Origin of the sequence: Caballeronia arvi, from assembly GCF_001544695.2 — a bacterium.
Lineage (GTDB): Bacteria > Pseudomonadota > Gammaproteobacteria > Burkholderiales > Burkholderiaceae > Caballeronia > Caballeronia arvi.
Window position 1 is genome coordinate 1 of the sequence record NZ_FCOM02000003.1, and the last position, 16880, is coordinate 16880.

Annotated in this window: 14 protein-coding genes; 1 reads left to right on the plus strand and 13 read right to left on the minus strand. The window is 62.4% G+C overall.

Going from position 1 to position 16880, the window contains the following annotated elements; genetic code table 11:
* Positions 1-691 precede the first annotated feature (691 nt).
* Positions 692-2008, minus strand: coding sequence for an MFS transporter (locus tag AWB74_RS04745; RefSeq protein ID WP_061145632.1), 1317 nt, complete (start codon positions 2006-2008; stop codon positions 692-694).
* A 43-nt stretch (positions 2009-2051) separates the two neighbouring features.
* Complete coding sequence (locus tag AWB74_RS04750) at positions 2052-3326, minus strand: glucarate dehydratase family protein (protein ID WP_061145633.1); 1275 nt, start codon at positions 3324-3326, stop codon at positions 2052-2054.
* Positions 3327-3482: 156 nt separating this feature from the next.
* Between AWB74_RS04750 and AWB74_RS04755 the strand changes: the two genes are divergently transcribed.
* Complete coding sequence (locus tag AWB74_RS04755; RefSeq protein ID WP_061145634.1) at positions 3483-4187, plus strand: GntR family transcriptional regulator; 705 nt, start codon at positions 3483-3485, stop codon at positions 4185-4187.
* A gap of 20 nt (positions 4188-4207) precedes the next feature.
* On the opposite strand, the gene AWB74_RS04760 is transcribed toward AWB74_RS04755, so the two are convergent.
* The 11 genes from AWB74_RS04760 to AWB74_RS04810 all read right to left on the minus strand — a co-directional run bounded on the left by AWB74_RS04760 (position 4208) and on the right by AWB74_RS04810 (position 16614).
* On the minus strand, positions 4208-5470 hold the full coding sequence (locus tag AWB74_RS04760) for an aromatic ring-hydroxylating oxygenase subunit alpha (RefSeq protein WP_061145635.1): 1263 nt from the start codon (positions 5468-5470) through the stop codon (positions 4208-4210).
* Between the two features lie 118 nt (positions 5471-5588).
* Positions 5589-6515, minus strand: a complete 927-nt coding sequence (locus tag AWB74_RS04765) for a LysR substrate-binding domain-containing protein (protein WP_061145636.1) — start codon at positions 6513-6515, stop codon at positions 5589-5591.
* A gap of 7 nt (positions 6516-6522) precedes the next feature.
* Entirely contained in the window at positions 6523-7524 is a 1002-nt protein-coding gene (locus tag AWB74_RS04770) for a LysR family transcriptional regulator (RefSeq protein WP_061145637.1), read from the minus strand.
* Between the two features lie 55 nt (positions 7525-7579).
* Entirely contained in the window at positions 7580-8350 is a 771-nt protein-coding gene (locus AWB74_RS04775; RefSeq protein WP_061145638.1) for a pyrroline-5-carboxylate reductase, read from the minus strand.
* 16 nt (positions 8351-8366) lie between these two features.
* Positions 8367-9860 (minus strand): aldehyde dehydrogenase, encoded by a 1494-nt coding sequence (locus tag AWB74_RS04780; protein WP_061145639.1) that lies wholly within the window; start codon positions 9858-9860, stop codon positions 8367-8369.
* A gap of 17 nt (positions 9861-9877) precedes the next feature.
* Positions 9878-11209, minus strand: a complete 1332-nt coding sequence (locus tag AWB74_RS04785; RefSeq protein ID WP_061145640.1) for an NAD(P)/FAD-dependent oxidoreductase — start codon at positions 11207-11209, stop codon at positions 9878-9880.
* 9 nt (positions 11210-11218) lie between these two features.
* Entirely contained in the window at positions 11219-12106 is an 888-nt protein-coding gene (locus AWB74_RS04790; protein WP_061145641.1) for a dihydrodipicolinate synthase family protein, read from the minus strand.
* A 48-nt stretch (positions 12107-12154) separates the two neighbouring features.
* The gene (gene glyA / locus AWB74_RS04795; RefSeq protein WP_061145642.1) at positions 12155-13450 is read right to left on the minus strand and encodes a serine hydroxymethyltransferase; all 1296 of its coding nucleotides are present in this window, start codon (positions 13448-13450) and stop codon (positions 12155-12157) included.
* 55 nt (positions 13451-13505) lie between these two features.
* Positions 13506-14387, minus strand: coding sequence for a glycine betaine ABC transporter substrate-binding protein (locus AWB74_RS04800; protein WP_061145643.1), 882 nt, complete (start codon positions 14385-14387; stop codon positions 13506-13508).
* Between the two features lie 56 nt (positions 14388-14443).
* Positions 14444-15331: an ABC transporter permease gene (locus tag AWB74_RS04805; RefSeq protein ID WP_061145644.1), complete on the minus strand. Its 888-nt coding sequence runs from the start codon at positions 15329-15331 to the stop codon at positions 14444-14446.
* On the minus strand, positions 15328-16614 hold the full coding sequence (locus AWB74_RS04810) for a quaternary amine ABC transporter ATP-binding protein (RefSeq protein WP_061145645.1): 1287 nt from the start codon (positions 16612-16614) through the stop codon (positions 15328-15330). The genes AWB74_RS04805 and AWB74_RS04810 overlap by 4 nt, the downstream gene beginning before the upstream one ends.
* Positions 16615-16880: the final 266 nt, after the last annotated feature.

A 16880-nucleotide genomic window follows, 5' to 3' on the forward strand; every position in this document is an offset into this window, starting at 1 on the left:
ACCAGCCCGATGCGCCAAGATGAATGTGTCAGCTATGTCCCCGACGAAAGTGTCAACCATGTCCCCGGTCTATACACTGCTGCAAAGAAAGTCACCAAAGAAAGCAGCTTTTCCCATCCAAAGTGCCTCACGCCGGCCGCGGCACAGGCGATTGGGCGAATGGCCCGGCAGTAGCGAGTGTTCTCGTAGGTCTCATCGGGCGTGGACCGCGCACGGTCTGACATGCCATTACTCTTCGGACACTGGTTCAGCACGAAAGAGTTCCGGCACAGCGCTACGCGCTGCCGCGGGGTCTGAATGGGAAACCAACGGTGGGCATAGCAAATACGCGGGCTCACGCAGACCCGATTGACCCATCGGCCGCAAAGCGGGCTGGAGCTATTTCGTGCTGAACCAGTTTGTTCTGTGGTGCGATGTGTCAGACCGTGCGCGATCCAAGCCGCGTGAGTTTTGTGAGGGCACTCGCTACTGCCGGACCACGAGAGTAGTTCTGTGCCGCGGCCGGCATGAAGTGCTTAGGCTGGGGATAGCTGCTTTCTTTGGTGACTTTCTTTGCGTCGACCAGAGTTGGCGCTTTAGCGCTTACTCTGGTCCCGAGCAAAGAAAGTTACCCCCGCCCCGGGGAGGGGCAACGCTAATAAACCGACATGAAAACAGGACTTCACGGCAACGCCGCGTAGGCATCGAGCGCTTACTTCTGCACCCCCGCCCGCAACGCGGCCCCGCCAGGCCGTTCCCTCGGCGCCACGCGCGCAAGAAACACCACACCGGCCGCCAGCACCGACATCGCCGCGAGCCCGGTCAGCCCGCCCGTGATCGAACCAGTCTTCTGCTCGAGAAAGCCGAACGTCGCCGGCGCGACGAAGCCGCCGAGATTGCCGATCGAGTTGATGAGCGCGAGCACGGGCGCCGCGATACGCGCATCGAGATAGCCTTGCGGAATCGGCCAGAACAGCGATGACGCCGCCTTGAAGCCGATCGCCGCAAAACAGATTGCGATGAACGAGGACACCGGGCCGCCGAGCCCCGCCGCATACATGCCGCCCGCCGCGATCAGCAGCACGCATGCAACCCACGCCTGCTGGAACTTGAAGCGTGCCGCGAGCGCCGCGAACAGATACATCGCGACGATGGAAATAAGCCACGGAATCGAGTTGAAGAGGCCGACCTGAAAGTCGTTCAGATGCCCCATCTTGCGGATGATGCTAGGCAGCCAGAACGTCGCCCCGTAGATCGTCAGCGAGACCGAGAAATAGATCAGGCAGAAGATCAGGATCTGCGGATCGCGCAACAGACTCCACGACGACGGCTTCTTCACATGCGCAGCATCGCGGCGGCGCTGCTCGTCTTCGATCTCGCCAACGATCGCTTCTTGCTCGTCGCGCGTGAGCCACTTCGCATCGCGCGGCTTCGAATCGAGCCAGAACCACACGAAACCGGCAAGCACGACCGACGCAAGACCTTCGATGATGAACATCCACTGCCAGCCATGCAGGCCCCCGCCCTGAATCAGCATCAGCCCGCCCGAGATCGGACCCGAGAACACCGACGCGAGCGCCGAGCCGCTCAGGAAGACAGCCATCGCCTTGCCGCGTTCATCGCGCGGCAGCCATTGCGTGAAATAAAACACGACGCCGGGGAAGAAGCCCGCTTCGGCTGCGCCGAGCAGAAGACGCATCGCGTAGAACGAGGTTTCGCCCTGCACGAAGGCCATGCCCGTAGCGGCGAGGCCCCACGTGATCATGATGCGCGTGAGCCACGCCTTCGCGCCGAAGCGCTGCATCAGCATGTTCGACGGCACTTCGAACACCGCGTAGCTCACGAAGAAGAGCCCCGCGCCGAGCCCGTAGGCCGCGGCGCCGATGCCCAGATCGGCGCTCAGATGCTGACGCACGAAACCGATGTTCACCCGGTCGATGTAATTGACGATGAACATCACGACGAAAAGCGGCAGCACGTGCCACTTGATCTTGCGAACGGCGCTCGACAGCGCGCTGGAACTGCTCATGAGGTGTCTCCTGGATGGGCGCTGCGAACGCTTTTTTTTCGACTCAGAAGCGCGGATTCTTGCCGGTGAACTCCGGCTGATACTTGCGCATCTGTGAGAGGTCGTCGCGATTGCGCACGCCGCACGTCTTGTACTGCTCATGCAGTTCGGCGAGCTTCTCGCGATCGAGCTCGACGCCCAGACCCGGCGTCGTCGGCACGCGCACCGCGCCGTTGTCGAACTTCACGCGCCCGCCCTTGATGACTTCCTCTTCCTGCCACGGGTAATGTGTGTCGCACGCGTACGTGAGGTTCGGGACGCTCGCCGCGACGTGCGTCATCGCCATCAGGCTGATGCCCAGGTGCGAGTTCGAATGCATCGACATGCCGAAGCCCCACAGCCTCGCCATGCGCGCGAGCGTCTGCGTGGCGCGCAGGCCGCCCCAGTAATGATGATCCGAAAGCAGCACCTTGATCGAGCCCATGTTGCAGCCGCGGCGGAAGTCGTCCATCGTCGTGATGACCATGTTGGTCGCGAGCGGCAGCTTCGTGTGCTTCTGCAGTTCGGCCATGCCTTCGAGGCCGGGGCACGGGTCTTCGTAGTATTCGAGGATTTCGTCGAGTTCGGGCGCGGCCTTGATGCTCGTTTCGAGCGTCCAGTTCGCGTTGGGATCGAGACGCAGCGGCATGCCGGGGAACGCCTTCGAAAGCGCCTTCATGCACGCGATTTCATGCGCGGGCTCGAATACGCCGCCCTTCAGCTTGATGCTCTGAAAACCGTACAGGTCGATCATGCGCTGCGCCTGAGCCACGATCTGCTCCGGGCTGATGCCCTCGCCCCACGCATCCGGCGCGTACGGCTTGTCGATGTGTTCCGCGTACTTGAAGAACAGATACGCGCTGTACGGCACCGCGTCGCGGACCTTGCCGCCCAGCAGATCGACGACCGGCGCGCCGATGATCTGGCCTTGCAGATCTAGCATCGCCACTTCGAGCGTGCTGATGACCTTCGGCGCGTTCTTTGCCGCATGCGAGCCGGGCGCCAGTTCGAATTCGACCGCGCCGGGCGTCGCCTTGATCGTCGCGCGCACGCGCTCTTCCATCTGGTTCAGATCGAACGGCGACAGGCCGATCACGAGATCCTTCGCCTGATCGAGCACGCGCAGCATCGGCTCGTCGCCATACGTTTCCGAAATGCCGACGCGCCCGTCGCTCGTTTCCAGCTCGACGATCGCGCGCAGCGCCCACGGCTCGTGGATGCCCGCGGCGTTGAGCAACGGACCGTCGCGAAAGGCGATCGGCGTGATTCGAACCTGGGTGATGGCGATATCGCGAGACATGTCGGCGTTCCGGAAATTAACAGAAGTGGTCGAATAGTAAAGCACTAATACATTAGTACGTCAGTCGGGTTAACGCTGATTCGTGTCAGGCTTACCCGTTGGGCGATAGCGCGGCTATAGTACTAATGTTTCAGTCGCCATCCGTCCGCGCTCAACATGAATAACGCCGCTTCCTCCGCCTTGGTTCATCGCCTCGACCGGTCCCGTCACGCCGCGCCGCAAGTGTTCGAGCGGCTGCGTGAAATGATTCTGTCGCTCGAACTGGAACCGGGCACGGTGCTGTCGCGCACCGAACTCGCGACGCGCTACGGCCTGAGTCAGACGCCCGTGCGCGACGCGCTGATGAAACTGGGCGAGGAAGGCCTCGTCGATATCTTTCCGCAGCACGCCACCGTCGTGAGTCAGATCAGCGTGGCCTCGGCGCTGCAGGCGCACTTTCTGCGCCGCTCGATCGAACTGGAAGTCGTGCGCACGCTGGCGCGGGAGCACAAGGCGTCGCTGATCGCGCGGTTGCGCGCGACGATCGCTGAACAAATGGAATGGCTCGATCCGGAAAACGTCGAACAGTTTTCAGCGCTCGATCAGGCGTTTCACCGGCAAATGTACGAGGCCGCGGGCGTGCCGCAATTGTGGGATCTGGTGCGCAGGCTGAGCGGCCATATCGACCGGCTGCGGCGTCTGCATCTGCCGGTCGAAGGCAAGACGATGGCCGTCGTGCGCGATCACACCGAAATCGTCGATGCGATCGAAAAAGGCGATATCGAAGCCGCCGATGCCGCGTTGCGCAAGCATCTTTCCGGAACGCTGAGTCAGGTGGACGAGATTCGCACCCGCCACCCGACTTTCGTCACCGATCACTGAGCCTGATCACTGAGCTCCATTCAAACGCCGTGCGCGCTCAGACGCGCGGCGTACCAGCGCGAAAACTGATCGACATAGCTCTCCGTGAACTGCGAGAACACGCCCGGCCGATACGCCGGGTCTTGCGTGCCTTCGTGCGTGATTTCGACGAGATGCTTGTCCTGCGCGTTCGTCGCCATCCACACTTCCGTCAGATCCTTGATCTGGTAATCGACGCCTTCCACGGCGTCCGCGTGCACGAGCCATTTCGAACGCACGAGCGTTTTGTCCGGCGCGAGCGGAATGATGTACGACACCACCGCGTGATCGCTCATCACGTGCGTCCACGAGTTGTGCGTCCACAGATGCGTGTCGCCGAGATCGCGCCGCGTCAGATTGCCGAAGAGCTTTTCGCACGCGACCTTCGTGCTGATCGTCTGCGATTCGCCGTGACCCGCGATCACGAGTTGTTGCGTCCGGAATTGCGTCACCGCGTCTTCTTCCAGCCATTCGACGGTCGCGCTCGTGAACCCATCGCGCTCCCAGCTCGCCTGACACGCCGCGTTCCGTTCTTTGTACACCTCGAAATCGCGTAACGATTCCTCGCTGAGATTGTCGGTGCAAAAACCGAAATCTTCCGGCAGAAACGATGCGGTCAATTCGGGATGCGTCGCCGCACAGTGATAGCACTCGCGATTGTTTTCGATCACGAGCTTCCAGTTGCCTTGCTCGATGATCTCCGACTCGAACGCGATCTTCGTGTTGGTCAGATCGTAGGGCGCGAAGCGCGGCGCCATCGCGTCTTCGAGCCTGGAGATATCGGCGGGCGCTTCGTCGGCGAGGCACACGAAAATATGCGTGCCGACGATGCGCGTATGCACAGGGATCAGGCTGCGGCACGTCGGATCGAAATCCTTGCCCATGTGCGAGGCGTGACGCAGGCTGCCGTCGAGATCGTAGGTCCACTGGTGATACGGGCACACGAGCATGCCGACCGTCGACTTGCCCGCTTCTTTCAGCCGCGCGCCGCGATGCCGGCACACGTTGCGATACGTGCGGATGTTCTCGTCGTCGTCACGAACGATGATGACCGAGGCGCGGCCGATATCGACCGTCGATACGTCGCCCGGCTCCGGCACGTCCGAGGTCACGCCGACCAGAATCCAGTGCTTCTGGAAAAAGATGTCGACGTCTTTCTCAAAGACGTCCTGCCGCCCGAAAAGCTCGCCCGGCATGCCATGACCGGGTTCGCGGCTGCGGATCAATTCGCCATGAGACTTGAATTGGATTTGCACTTCGGACATCGTCGTTCTCCAACGTTCAGGGAAGCGGGACTTCGAATGGCCCCGGGATAACCGTGAGTATTGGATCACTGAAAAACAGCGTCAATGCGCTTTATTTTCGACGTGGAATTACTTTGGGTTATGCGTCCGCGCCTTCGCGCAGCCAATTGATCAGACCGTCGATGGCGGGCGTGATGGTACGGCCGTGCGGCACCACGACGAAGTACGATTCGGGCGGTTTGAACGATGCGACCGGCAGCCTGACGAGCTCGCCGCTGTCGAGCAGATCGTGCACGAGCCGGCCCCAGCCGAGCGCGATGCCCTGACCGAAGCGCGCGGCCTGAATCGCGTCGGTGTAGAGGCTGCAGCGAAGCGGGAAATTCAGCCGCATCGGACGGTGTCCGACCGCGTTGAACCATTCTTCCCAGCCCATCCAGCCTTCGATGGTCGAATCGGATTCGACCAGCACGGCGCTCGCGACGTCTTCCAGCGTCGCCGGCTCGGAATGCGTCTGAAGCCATGACGGCGAGCAGACCGGAAACACTTCCTCGTCGAAGAGCAGCATCGCCGTGCCGTCCGGCCAGGTGCCGTTGCCGAAGCGCACGGCGACATCGATTTCCTTGTGCCGCAAATCCGCCGTGAACATCTGCGTGGACAGGCGCAATTGCAGATCCGGATGCGCCGCCTTCAGCGATGCGAGGCGCGGCAGCAGACGAAAATGCGAGAACGCCGAGGTCGCCGCGAGCACGAGTTCCTGCTGCACCGGCCCGCGCGCGAGACGGTCGAACACGCTCGCGATCTTCTGCATCGATTCGGCGACGACGCGATACAGCGCCTCGCCTTCATCGGTCAGTTCGATCGCGCGATGTAGCCGGCGAAAGAGCCGCTGGCCGAGCGTCTCTTCGAGAAACCGGACCTGCCGGCTCACGGCGGCCTGCGTGACACCCAGTTCGTGCGCCGCGAGCGTGAAGCTGCCGAGCCGCGCGACCGCTTCGAACTCGACGAGCGCCGTCACCGACGGAATCAGGCGCCGGTATCCCTTCGTTTTTTCGATTGCCGTTTTCATGCTGCGCTCACACGACGGCCTTCGCTTCGGCCGCCGGCCATCCCTGCATCATCGTGGCGATCTCTTCGTCGAGCCATTGGCGGAATTGCAAATATTCCGGGCGCGTTTTCGCATTGCGATGCGTGATGATGTAGTGATGACGGTCGTGGAACACGAGCGCATCGTCGACAGGACGGACCAGTTTTTTTTGTTCGACCTGACGATGCACGAGATGGTGCCAGCCGAGCAAGGTGCCCTCGCCCGCCTCGGCCTGCGCGACCAGCAGCCGATAGTCGTTGCTTTCCAGATCGTCATGCTGATCGAGACGTTCGGAACCGTCGCCTTGCTGATACCAGTTCTTCCATACGCGCCAGTCGACGTGCTCGCACACTTGCGCGCGCCCGAGCAGCGAAAGGCTCAGCGTGGGATGCGCGAGCAGATCGAGCGGCTTTAACGTGCGGCCATGAAAATAGCGTTCATGAAACGGAACGCTGCATACCGGATAAACGATGTCGTGAAAGAGCGGCTCGACTTCGTATTCCTGCTCGCGCGGCGGATTCTTCGTGATGATGACATCGGGCTCCATGAGATCGTCGAGCTCCATGAAGTGCTCGGTCACCATCACATGCAGGCGGATGTTCGGGAAACGCTGGCGGAATGCGGGCAATCTGAACGACAGCCACAGCGCGGAAAACGTATGGGAGATGCAGAGCGTGAGCGCGTGGCGATCGACGCGCCGGACCGCCTGCGCCGCCTCCGCGATATTCATGATCGACAGATACGACGCGTTGTAGAGAATGCGGCCCGCGTCCGTCAGCGCGATATGCCTTCCGGTGCGCTCGAACAGCGCGACTTCGAGCGTGTCTTCGAGCTCCTTGATCTGCCGGCTCACCGCGGCCTGCGTGACGCATAGCACTTCGGCGGCCTGTGTGAAGCTTTCATATCGCGCCGCGGTGACGAAGCACCGGAGCGCTCGCAGCGAGGGCATCTGGGCGAGAAGCCGGTCCGCGAACTGCTGTTTCTTCTGCATGTGAATCACCTTCAGGGCTGGCGATTTATCGATCGTTATAGGTGTTTTTGCCCGCTCATCCGCGCCCTTGGACGCGGCGCATGATTCTGTCGAGCGCCTCCGCATAATGCGCGAACGTGCCGCGCTCCGACAACTCGCGCCAAAGCTGCTCGTTGAGGCCGCCGGGTGTGCTCGCGTGCCCGATCATCGCAGAGAAAGGCGCGTCGCCTTGCGTCGTTTCGTGAGCAAGCCCTACATGATAGCCCGCCAAAAACGAACGAGCCGACGCGTATGGCAGCCCTTGCGCGACGAGCCACGACGCCTGCTCCTCCAGCAGCGCGAAGAAGCTCGCCATCGTTGCGGTGACGGCGGAGAGCGCGTCGAACTGAGGTTCGTCGTCGACTTCGACCGCTTCGCCGAGCGGAGAAAATAGCGCGGCCGCGATCTCGTCGCGCGGGCAGATCGCCGTGCTGCCCTTGCCCACCGCGACCGCCGGCAGCGGCACCGCGCGCACCACTTTGGCCGAGCGGCGCACGAGTTCGCGAATCCGATCGAGCGACATGCCCGCGATGAAACTGATGACGTGATGCCGCGCATCGAACGTCAGCGTGCTCAGCACCTCGGGCGCAATCTGCGGCACGACCGCGAGACACACGACATCCGATGCATCGAGCACGCCCTGATTGCTCTCGCAAACCTCGACGCGCGAATCCAGCCTGGCCAGATGAGCCGCGATGTCCGCATTGCGCGGCGACAAAGCAATGCGTTCGAAAGGCACGCCGAAACGGATCATGCCGGTCACGATCGCCTGAGTGATCGTGCCGGCGCCGATGAAGCCAATGCGCATAGCGCCTCGTCTGCAATCAGTCGAGCTTCAGCCAGGTCGTCTTCAGCTCGCAGTATTGGTCGTGCGCGTAGACCGATTTGTCGCGTCCGCCGAAGCCGGACTGCCCGAACCCGCCGAAGGGTGTCGACAGATCGCCTTCGCCGAAGCAGTTCACGGTCACGGTGCCCGCACGGATGCGCGCCGCGACTTTGTGCGCCTGATTCACGTTATCGGTCCACAGCGATGCCGCGAGTCCGTAGCACGTATCGTTCGCGATGCGCACGGCCTCGTCAATGTCAGCATATTCGATAACGCACACGACCGGGCCGAAGACCTCGTCGCGCGCAATGCTCATTTCGTGCGTGACGTTGTCGAAGATGGTCGGCTCGACGAACCAGCCGCCCGTTTCCTTCAATGTCGCATTGCCGCCGCAGACGACGCGCGCGCCTTCTGCCTTCGCCTTCTCGATATGACTCAGCACCTTTTCGTAATGCTTTTCCTCGATCAGCGAGCCGAGCTTGACGTCGGGATCGAGCGGATCGCCGGTTCGCCAGCCTTCGAGCACGGCCTGCATCTTTTGCAGCAGTTCGGCCTTCTGGCTCGTATGCACCAGGATGCGCGAGCCTGCGCTGCAGTTCTCGCCCATATTCCAGAACGCTGCGGCGACGGCCTGCTCCGCGACGGCGTCGAGATTCGCGACATCCGGCAGCACGACTTGCGGATTCTTGCCGCCGCATTCGAGCACGACGCGCTTCAGGTTCGTATCGGCGGAATAGCGCAGGAAGCGCTTGCCGGTTTCGGTCGAGCCCGTGAAGGCGATGAGATCGACGTCGGCATGCACGCCGAGCGCCTGACCAGCGCTTTCGCCGAAGCCGGTGACGACGCTGAGCACGCCCGCCGGCACGCCGGCTTCGTGCGCGAGATCGGCGATACGCAGCGTCGACAGCGACGTCTGTTCCGCCGGCTTCACGATCACGCTGTTGCCGACGGACAGCGCCGGCCCGATCTTCCATGCAAGCATCAGCGCCGGAAAATTCCACGGCAGCACTGCGCCGACGACGCCGATGGGCTCGCGCGTGATCATCGACACGACGCTCGCGCCGGATGGCGACAGCGCGTCGTAGCGCTTGTCGGTGACTTCCGCGTGCCAGCGGATGCACGCCGCCGATTCGGGGATATCGAGGCCCATGCATTCGCTGATCGGCTTGCCCGCTTCGAGCGCTTCGAGCAGCGCGAGCTCTTCCGCGTTTTCATCGATGAGTTGCGCGAGGCGTTGCAGCACCGCTTTACGATGCGACGGCGCGGCCTTCGACCACACGCCCGATTCGAACGCATCGCGCGCCGCGACGACCGCGCGGTCGATGTCCTTGACGTCGCACTTCGCGACGTCGGCGAGCACCTTGCCCGTCGACGGATTCAGCGTGCCGAAGGTTTCGTTCGATGCCGCATTGCAGCGTTGTCCCGCGATGAAGGCCCGTCCGTCGAGCGACAGATCTTGTGCCTTGCGCTGCCATTCCTTAAGCGTCGTCATGTCATGTCCTCACAGATTCAAAGTTCGGCGCCCGCCGAGAATTCCTTCACCCAGATCGCCGCCGATACCGCGACGTCCGCGATCGGCCGCATCGGCAGCGAGCGCGGATGCGGCTGTTTAAGGAGCTGATTGATCAGATCGTTCGATTGCCCCAGCATATGTTCGGCGATGAGCTTGCCCGCCGCCGAACCACGGCTCAGGCCGAGCCCGTTGCAGCCGACGGCTTCGTACACGCCGTCGTCGCGCTGGCCGAAGAGCGCGCCATTGTTCGCCGACAGGCACAGCGCACCGCCCCACGTGTATTGCAGCTCGACATCCTTCAACATCGGAAAGCGCCGGTCGAACGAGCGCTGATGCAGATGCCTGGATTTCGCCAGATCGTGTTCCGATACGGAAAGATTCGGCCGGAACGCGAAGTGATTGCGCACGCAAATGCGGTTCGTTGCGAGACGGCGCACGGTGGTGCCCATCGGGTCGGCTGGAATCAGCGCCCACGAGTTGATACCGCCGAGCCGCGCGATTTCCTCATCGGTCATCACGCGCGACATCGACGCGAACGTGTAGACCGGCAAGAGGCCGTTCGGATGGCCACCGAAAGTCGCCGCATACGCGTTGGTGCACAGCACGACGCGCTTCGTCTCGATCTTGCCGTTCGCGAAGCTCAGGAGCTTGCTCTGGCCGCGGGTTTCCATGCCCTTCACCGCGCTCATTTCGAAGAGCGTCACGTTCGCAGGCAGCGTCGCTGCGAGACCGCGCATGAGCGCCGCCGGCTGGACCGTGCTGCATCCCGGCGTGAAAAGCGCGCTCTGATAAAAACTCGTGCCTGTTACTTTCGCGATGGCCGCTTCGTCGAGCCATTCGCACGGTTCGTCGATGCGCGCGAGGCCATCGGCGAAATGCGTCAGCGCCGCGTGGCCTTTCTTGTTCACCGATGCGTGATACTTGCCGTCGTCACGCCAGTCGCAATCGATGCCGAACTGCTTCACCGTGCTGCGCACGTAATCGATGCCGTGGCGTTGCAGCCGCACATCGGCCTTGTCCGCCTCGACGCTGCGCGAGTAACTCTCGCTGCTGATGTCATGCGGCAAATCCACGAAAAAGCCGGAATTGCGGCCCGCCGTGGAGCGCCCGATGCGATCGGCCTCGACGAGCGCGATCGACGCTTCCGGCGCCAGCTCGGCGAGCCGCCGCGCCGCGCACAGACCGGTGATACCGCCGCCGATCACCACGTAGTCGAAGCGCTGCTCACCCGTCACGCCCTTCGCGGGCGCGGCTGCGGCCAAGGTTTCCCACCAGCCGTTCACACCATCCGGTGCGGGAAACCGCACGAAGTCCAGTTTCGAGGCCATGCTCGTGACTTACTGAGCGTTGCGCAGCAGGGGTTGAACGATCCTGGCGAAGGCGCTGCGCTCTTCGTCATTGAGCGTGCCGAGCGGCGCGCGCGCATTGCCCACGCGCGTGCCCGCGAGCTCGCAGCCATAACGCACATACTGGATGAATTTGCCGCTGCGTTCCAGCAGTTCGAGCACCGGCAGGAGTTGCGTCATCAGCTTGCGGCCGGTGGCGAAATCGCCCCGCTTCACGCAGGCTTCGAGCAGCGCCGTATGCGCTTCCGGCAGGAAGTTCGATGCGCCCGCGACCCAGCTTCGCACGCCCCACGCGAAGAACTCGAGCGCCTGGTCGTCCATGCCGCAGGAGAGGACGAAGCGGTCCGGCAGATGCGTCGCGAGATGATGCAGATGCGCGATATCGCCGGTGCTCTCTTTCATCGCGGCGAAGTTCGGGCGCTCGAGCAGCTTGTCGAGGATTTCATCGCCGATGGCCGTGCCGGTGCGCGCCGGAAAGTTGTACAGCATGACGGGCATGTCGAGCGCGTCGTCGACCTTCAGCAGGTGCGCCAGCAGTTCGTCCTGCGTCGGCTGCGCATAGTAGGGCGCGGCGACCAGCAACGCGTCATAGCCCGCGCGCTTCGCTTCCTTGCCGAGGCGAAGGACTTCGGTCGTCGTCGTCGCGTTGATGCCCGCGGTGAGATACGTCTTGCCGCCGACCGCCGATGCCACCGTGTCCAGCGTCTTCACGCGCTCTTCGAAGCTGAGCGCATAGTATTCGCCCGTGGTGCCACCGACGCCCAGGCCGGCGACGCGGCCGACCAGACTGGCGGCATGCTTGCCGAGCATCTCGTGATCGATTTCGCCGTCGGCCTTGAACGGTGTGACCAGCGGGGTATGTACGCCTTCGAAGCTCATGGTTGACTCTCTGCTGAGTGAATCGTGTGGGGTCATGCGTATCGCTCGTCAGACGAGCGCTTCCGCATGTGAATAGATCGGGTACAGGCTGCACAGATCACGCACGCGCGCCCGCACAGCACGCTCGACGTGCGCGTCGCCATTCGGTTCGCGTTCGAGCGCGGACAGCACTTCGAGGATCATCTCGCCGACCTGCTCGAACTGCGCAGTGCCGAAGCCGCGCGTCGTCGCGGCAGGCGTGCCGAGACGGATGCCGGAGGTCACGGTCGGGTTTTCGGTGTCGAACGGAATGCCGTTCTTGTTGCACGTGATGCCCGCGCGTTCCAGCGCCTTTTCCGCCTGCATGCCGGTGAGACCCTTGCCGCGCAGATCGACGAGCAGCAGATGGTTGTCCGTGCCGCCCGTCACGAGGCTCAAGTCCCCTGACTGCAATACCTTGCCGAGCGCCTGCGCATTGCGCAGCACGCGATCGATATATGCGGCGAATTCCGGACGCAGCGCTTCGCCGAACGCGACGGCCTTGCCGGCGATCACATGCATCAGCGGACCGCCTTGCAAGCCGGGAAAGACCGCGGAGTTGATCTTTTTGGCGATGTCGCCGTGGTTGGTGAGGATGAAGCCGCCGCGCGGCCCGCGCAGCGTTTTATGCGTCGTGGACGTGACGACATCGGCGAACGGGACGGGATTCTGATGCCGCCCCGCCGCGACGATGCCCGCGATATGCGCCATGTCCACCATTAGCAATGCGCCGACGCTATCGGCGATCTCGCGGAACGCGGCGAAATCGAGCGCGCGCGGATACGCCGAATAGCCGGCGATGATCAGCTTCGGACGATGCTGCTCCGCGAGCCGCCGGACTTCGTCGTAGTCGATTTGCAGCGTGTCCGGGTTCACGCCGTATTGCACCGCGTTGAACCACTTGCCCGACAGCGCCGGACGCGCGCCGTGCGTGAGATGGCCGCCCGCATCGAGCGACATGCCCATCACGGTGTCGCCCGGCTTGAGCAGCGCGAGCATGACCGCGCCGTTCGCCTGTGCGCCCGAATGCGGCTGCACGTTGGCGAACTGGGCGTCGAACAATGCGCTCACGCGGTCGATCGCCAGCGCCTCGATGCGATCGACATGCTCGCAGCCGCCGTAATAGCGACGCGACGGATACCCCTCCGCATACTTGTTCGTCAGCACCGTGCCCTGCGCTTCCATCACCGCCGACGACACGATGTTTTCGGAAGCGATCAGCTCGATCTGTGTCTGCTGACGGCGCAACTCCAAAGCGATCTCCGATGCGATCACGGGATCATGGCTCTGCAGGCTTTCGCCAAAGAAGCGCGAATACTCGTTCACGGCAAAACTCCGGGGATATCCTGGCTTACAGCTCTACGATATGTCTAAAACCAGCTTACTGCTGCAGCCACGCCTTCACCTTGTCCGGGTGCGCGTCGACGAACTTCTTCGCGGCCGTCGCATAGTCGTTGGTCGAATTGCCTTCGAACTCGATCGCTTCGACATCCGCCAGCGTCAACTTGAAGTGCTTGAAGAAGACATCCGCGCGCGGGAACTTCGTCGCGAACTGCTTCGACGCGAACGCGTGAACCTGCTCTTCGCCGCCGAGCGTGCCCTTCGGGTCCTTCAGATAGCGCATCTGCCACTTCTGGAACAGCCAGTGCGGGCTCCACACGGTCGCGACGATCCACTGCTTCGAACCGTAGGCACGCTGGATCGACGCGAGCATGCCCGCCTCGCTCGCAGATTGCAGCTTGTAGCCCGACAGGTCATACGCCTTGATCGTTTTCTCCGATGCCTGCATGAGACCGCCGCCCGGCTCGATACCCTGAATCGTGCCGTTCAGTTGCTTCTGCACTTCGGGCTTCTTCAGGTCTTCGATCGACGAAAGCTGCGACTCGGGCACATACGCGGGCACGGCCCAGCCGTTCTTGCCGCCGGTGTAGATGATGCCGACATCGTCGAGCTGGTCCTTGTAACGCGCGACATACTGTCCGTGCGTCACGGGCAGCCAGCCGCCGACCATGATGTCGAGATCGCCGCGCGCCACGCCCTGATACTGGATGCCGATATCCGCCTGAACGAACTGCACCGGCTGCTTCAACTGCGTTTCGAGCACGTACTTCGCGACATTGGCCACGGCGAGCACGTCGGCCCAGTTCGTCACGGCGATCTTGAGTTGATCCGCGGCGATCGCCGGGCTTGCGGCGACCCCGAATGCCATGATGGCCGGCGTCGCGATCTTGACGATCATTGATTTAATAAGGTTCTTGTTCATTTCGGACTCCGTATCTGGCTATTCGGTGTGTAGAGATTGGCGACGTGAATCGACTTTCAGGTTTGCGCGGCCTTGCCCGTCGCCGTCGGCTTGACCGGCGTGGACACGACCTTCTTTTTCTTCTTCGACTTCACGCCGAAGCTTTCCGTCAGGCGATCGAGAATGATTGCGAGCAGCACGACGCCGAGCCCGCCTTCGAAGCCGATGCCGATATCGAGCCGCTGAATGCCGCTCAGCACGTATTCGCCGAGGCCGCCTGCGCCGATCATCGAAGCGACCACCACCATCGACAGCGCCATCATGATGGTCTGGTTCACGCCTGCCATGATCGAAGGCAGTGCATTGGGCAACTGAATCTTCCAGAGCAGTTGCGTATCCGTGCTGCCGAACGAACGGCCTGCTTCGAGCAATTCCTCACGCACTTGCCGGATGCCGAGCGTGGTGAGACGCACGACGGGCGGCATCGCGAAGACGATCGTCGCGATCACTGCGGGCACCCGGCCGAGACCGAACAGAATCACCGCGGGAATCAGATACACGAACGCGGGCATGGTCTGCATGAAGTCGAGCAGCGAGCGCAAGATCACTTCGACACGCTTGTTGCGCGCGCCCCAGATTCCGAGCGGCACGCCGATCACGAGACTGAAGAAGGTCGCCGCGATGACGAGCGCGAGCGTCGAAACCGTCTGCGCCCAGAGGCCCATGTAATTGATCGCATACAGCGCGAGGCCGACGAACACCGCGAACACGACGCCCTTTCTCCACAGCGCGAGGCCCATGAGAATCACGAGCATCGCGATGAACGGCACTGCGCCGAGTCCATCCTCCAGCACTTTGATGACCGCGCCCAGCCCAGCGGAAAACGCGTCGAAACCGCCGCGAAAGTGCGAGAAGAGAAAGTTGACGATGTCTTCGGCGAACTTTCCAAAGATCCCTGAATTCATGCTGCCCTCCGCTCCATGACCTGCTTGAGAATCGTGCGGCAGGACACCACGCCCGCGAGTCTGCCCTGTTCGTCGGTAACCGGCACGTCGTGCTCCTGATTGAGCGCGATGGCCGCGAGTTCATGCAAATCGGTATTGAGCGGCACGGCCGCGACGTCGTGCAGCAATGCGTCGCTGATCGGGCGCGTGCCGGTCTTGTGCAGCGATGCGGGCGTCACGCAGCCCTGATAGCGGCCGCTTTCATCGCAGACATAGCCGCACTCCGCGCCGCTGTCGATCAGGCTGTTGAGATAACGCTCGGACGGCGCGCTCGTATTGCACGCGATGAGACCGCGCTCCACCTTTGTCATCAGGCTCGATGCTTCGAGGAAGCGCGAGACGTCGACATTACGGAAGAAGTCGCGCACATAGTCGTCGGCGGGCGACTGGATCAGCTCGGCCGGCGTGCCGACCTGAATCAGGCGGCCGTCCTTCATGATGCCGATGCGACCGCCGATCTTCACCGCCTCTTCGATATCGTGCGAGATGAACACGATCGTGCGCTGCTCTTCCTTCTGCAGACGCAGCAGTTCGTTCTGCATTTCGAAGCGGATGAGCGGATCGAGCGCGGAGAACGCTTCGTCCATCAGCAGCACCGAAGGATTCACCGCCAGCGCGCGAGCCAGGCCGACGCGCTGCTGCATGCCGCCGGAAAGCTCGCTCGGCAAGAGCTTTTCGTACGAAGCGAGACCGACGCGCGTCAACGCGGCGCGGGCCACTTCGTAACGTTCCGCTTTTTTCTTGCCAGCGACTTCGAGACCGTAAGCAATGTTGTCGATGACGCTGCGGTTCGGCAGCAGCGCGAACGACTGGAACACCATCGCCATTTTTTCGCGGCGCACGGCGCGCAGCTGGGGCACGCTCATCGGCGCGATGTCGCGGCCTTCGAGAATCACCTGGCCGGAGGTCGGCTCGATGAGACGGTTGAGCAGACGCACGAGCGTCGATTTGCCCGAGCCCGACAGGCCCATGATGACGAAGATTTCGCCCGCATTGACCGACAGGCTGACATCGTCGACCGCAACCATGTTGCCGGTTTGGGCGAAGATTTCATTGCGGCCGAGGCCTTGATTCAGGAGCTCCTGAGCACGCTCCGGCTTCGCGCCGAAGATCTTGGAAAGGTTTTTGACCGTAAGGATCTCGGTCTTGGACGCCGCAACCGAGCGCGCCAGCGATTCGGTTCCTGACTGCGAGGAAACCTGATTCGTGACGTCGTCGGGTGCGAGAGTTAGGTTGGGAATCATCGGGTCATTCCACCTAGTTCGAAAAAGGGAAACGGTTGCAATGACGCTTTGGATGGGACGCTGTCGTTGCATTCCGGCGTTCATTGCGTTGAATGAAGCGTACATGGCCAATTTCGATCGCCCACCGACATTTTCTGAGCGCTTTTCAATACTTCTGGTAATGCAACCGCGCGGTGCAGCCGATGCTTAAAAATCGGGATTTGAAATGCCGATGCCGCAGCGCCAATAGGGACGGGCCTCTGCGGGCGACAGCGTGATGCGCGGGT

What these genes read in the sequence shown, in the direction of transcription:
- AWB74_RS04760 (WP_061145635.1), bottom strand. Translation starts at nt 5,470, where the DNA reads ATGTCCGAAGTGCAAATCCAATTCAAGTCTCATGGCGAATTGATCCGC.
- AWB74_RS04750 (WP_061145633.1), bottom strand. Translation starts at nt 3,326, where the DNA reads ATGTCTCGCGATATCGCCATCACCCAGGTTCGAATCACGCCGATCGCC.
- AWB74_RS04780 (WP_061145639.1), bottom strand. Translation starts at nt 9,860, where the DNA reads ATGACGACGCTTAAGGAATGGCAGCGCAAGGCACAAGATCTGTCGCTC.
- AWB74_RS04805 (WP_061145644.1), bottom strand. Translation starts at nt 15,331, where the DNA reads ATGAATTCAGGGATCTTTGGAAAGTTCGCCGAAGACATCGTCAACTTT.
- AWB74_RS04800 (WP_061145643.1), bottom strand. Translation starts at nt 14,387, where the DNA reads ATGAACAAGAACCTTATTAAATCAATGATCGTCAAGATCGCGACGCCG.
- AWB74_RS04775 (WP_061145638.1), bottom strand. Translation starts at nt 8,350, where the DNA reads ATGCGCATTGGCTTCATCGGCGCCGGCACGATCACTCAGGCGATCGTG.
- AWB74_RS04790 (WP_061145641.1), bottom strand. Translation starts at nt 12,106, where the DNA reads ATGAGCTTCGAAGGCGTACATACCCCGCTGGTCACACCGTTCAAGGCC.
- AWB74_RS04785 (WP_061145640.1), bottom strand. Translation starts at nt 11,209, where the DNA reads ATGGCCTCGAAACTGGACTTCGTGCGGTTTCCCGCACCGGATGGTGTG.
- AWB74_RS04755 (WP_061145634.1), top strand. Translation starts at nt 3,483, where the DNA reads ATGAATAACGCCGCTTCCTCCGCCTTGGTTCATCGCCTCGACCGGTCC.
- AWB74_RS04810 (WP_061145645.1), bottom strand. Translation starts at nt 16,614, where the DNA reads ATGATTCCCAACCTAACTCTCGCACCCGACGACGTCACGAATCAGGTT.
- AWB74_RS04745 (WP_061145632.1), bottom strand. Translation starts at nt 2,008, where the DNA reads ATGAGCAGTTCCAGCGCGCTGTCGAGCGCCGTTCGCAAGATCAAGTGG.
- AWB74_RS04765 (WP_061145636.1), bottom strand. Translation starts at nt 6,515, where the DNA reads ATGAAAACGGCAATCGAAAAAACGAAGGGATACCGGCGCCTGATTCCG.
- AWB74_RS04770 (WP_061145637.1), bottom strand. Translation starts at nt 7,524, where the DNA reads ATGCAGAAGAAACAGCAGTTCGCGGACCGGCTTCTCGCCCAGATGCCC.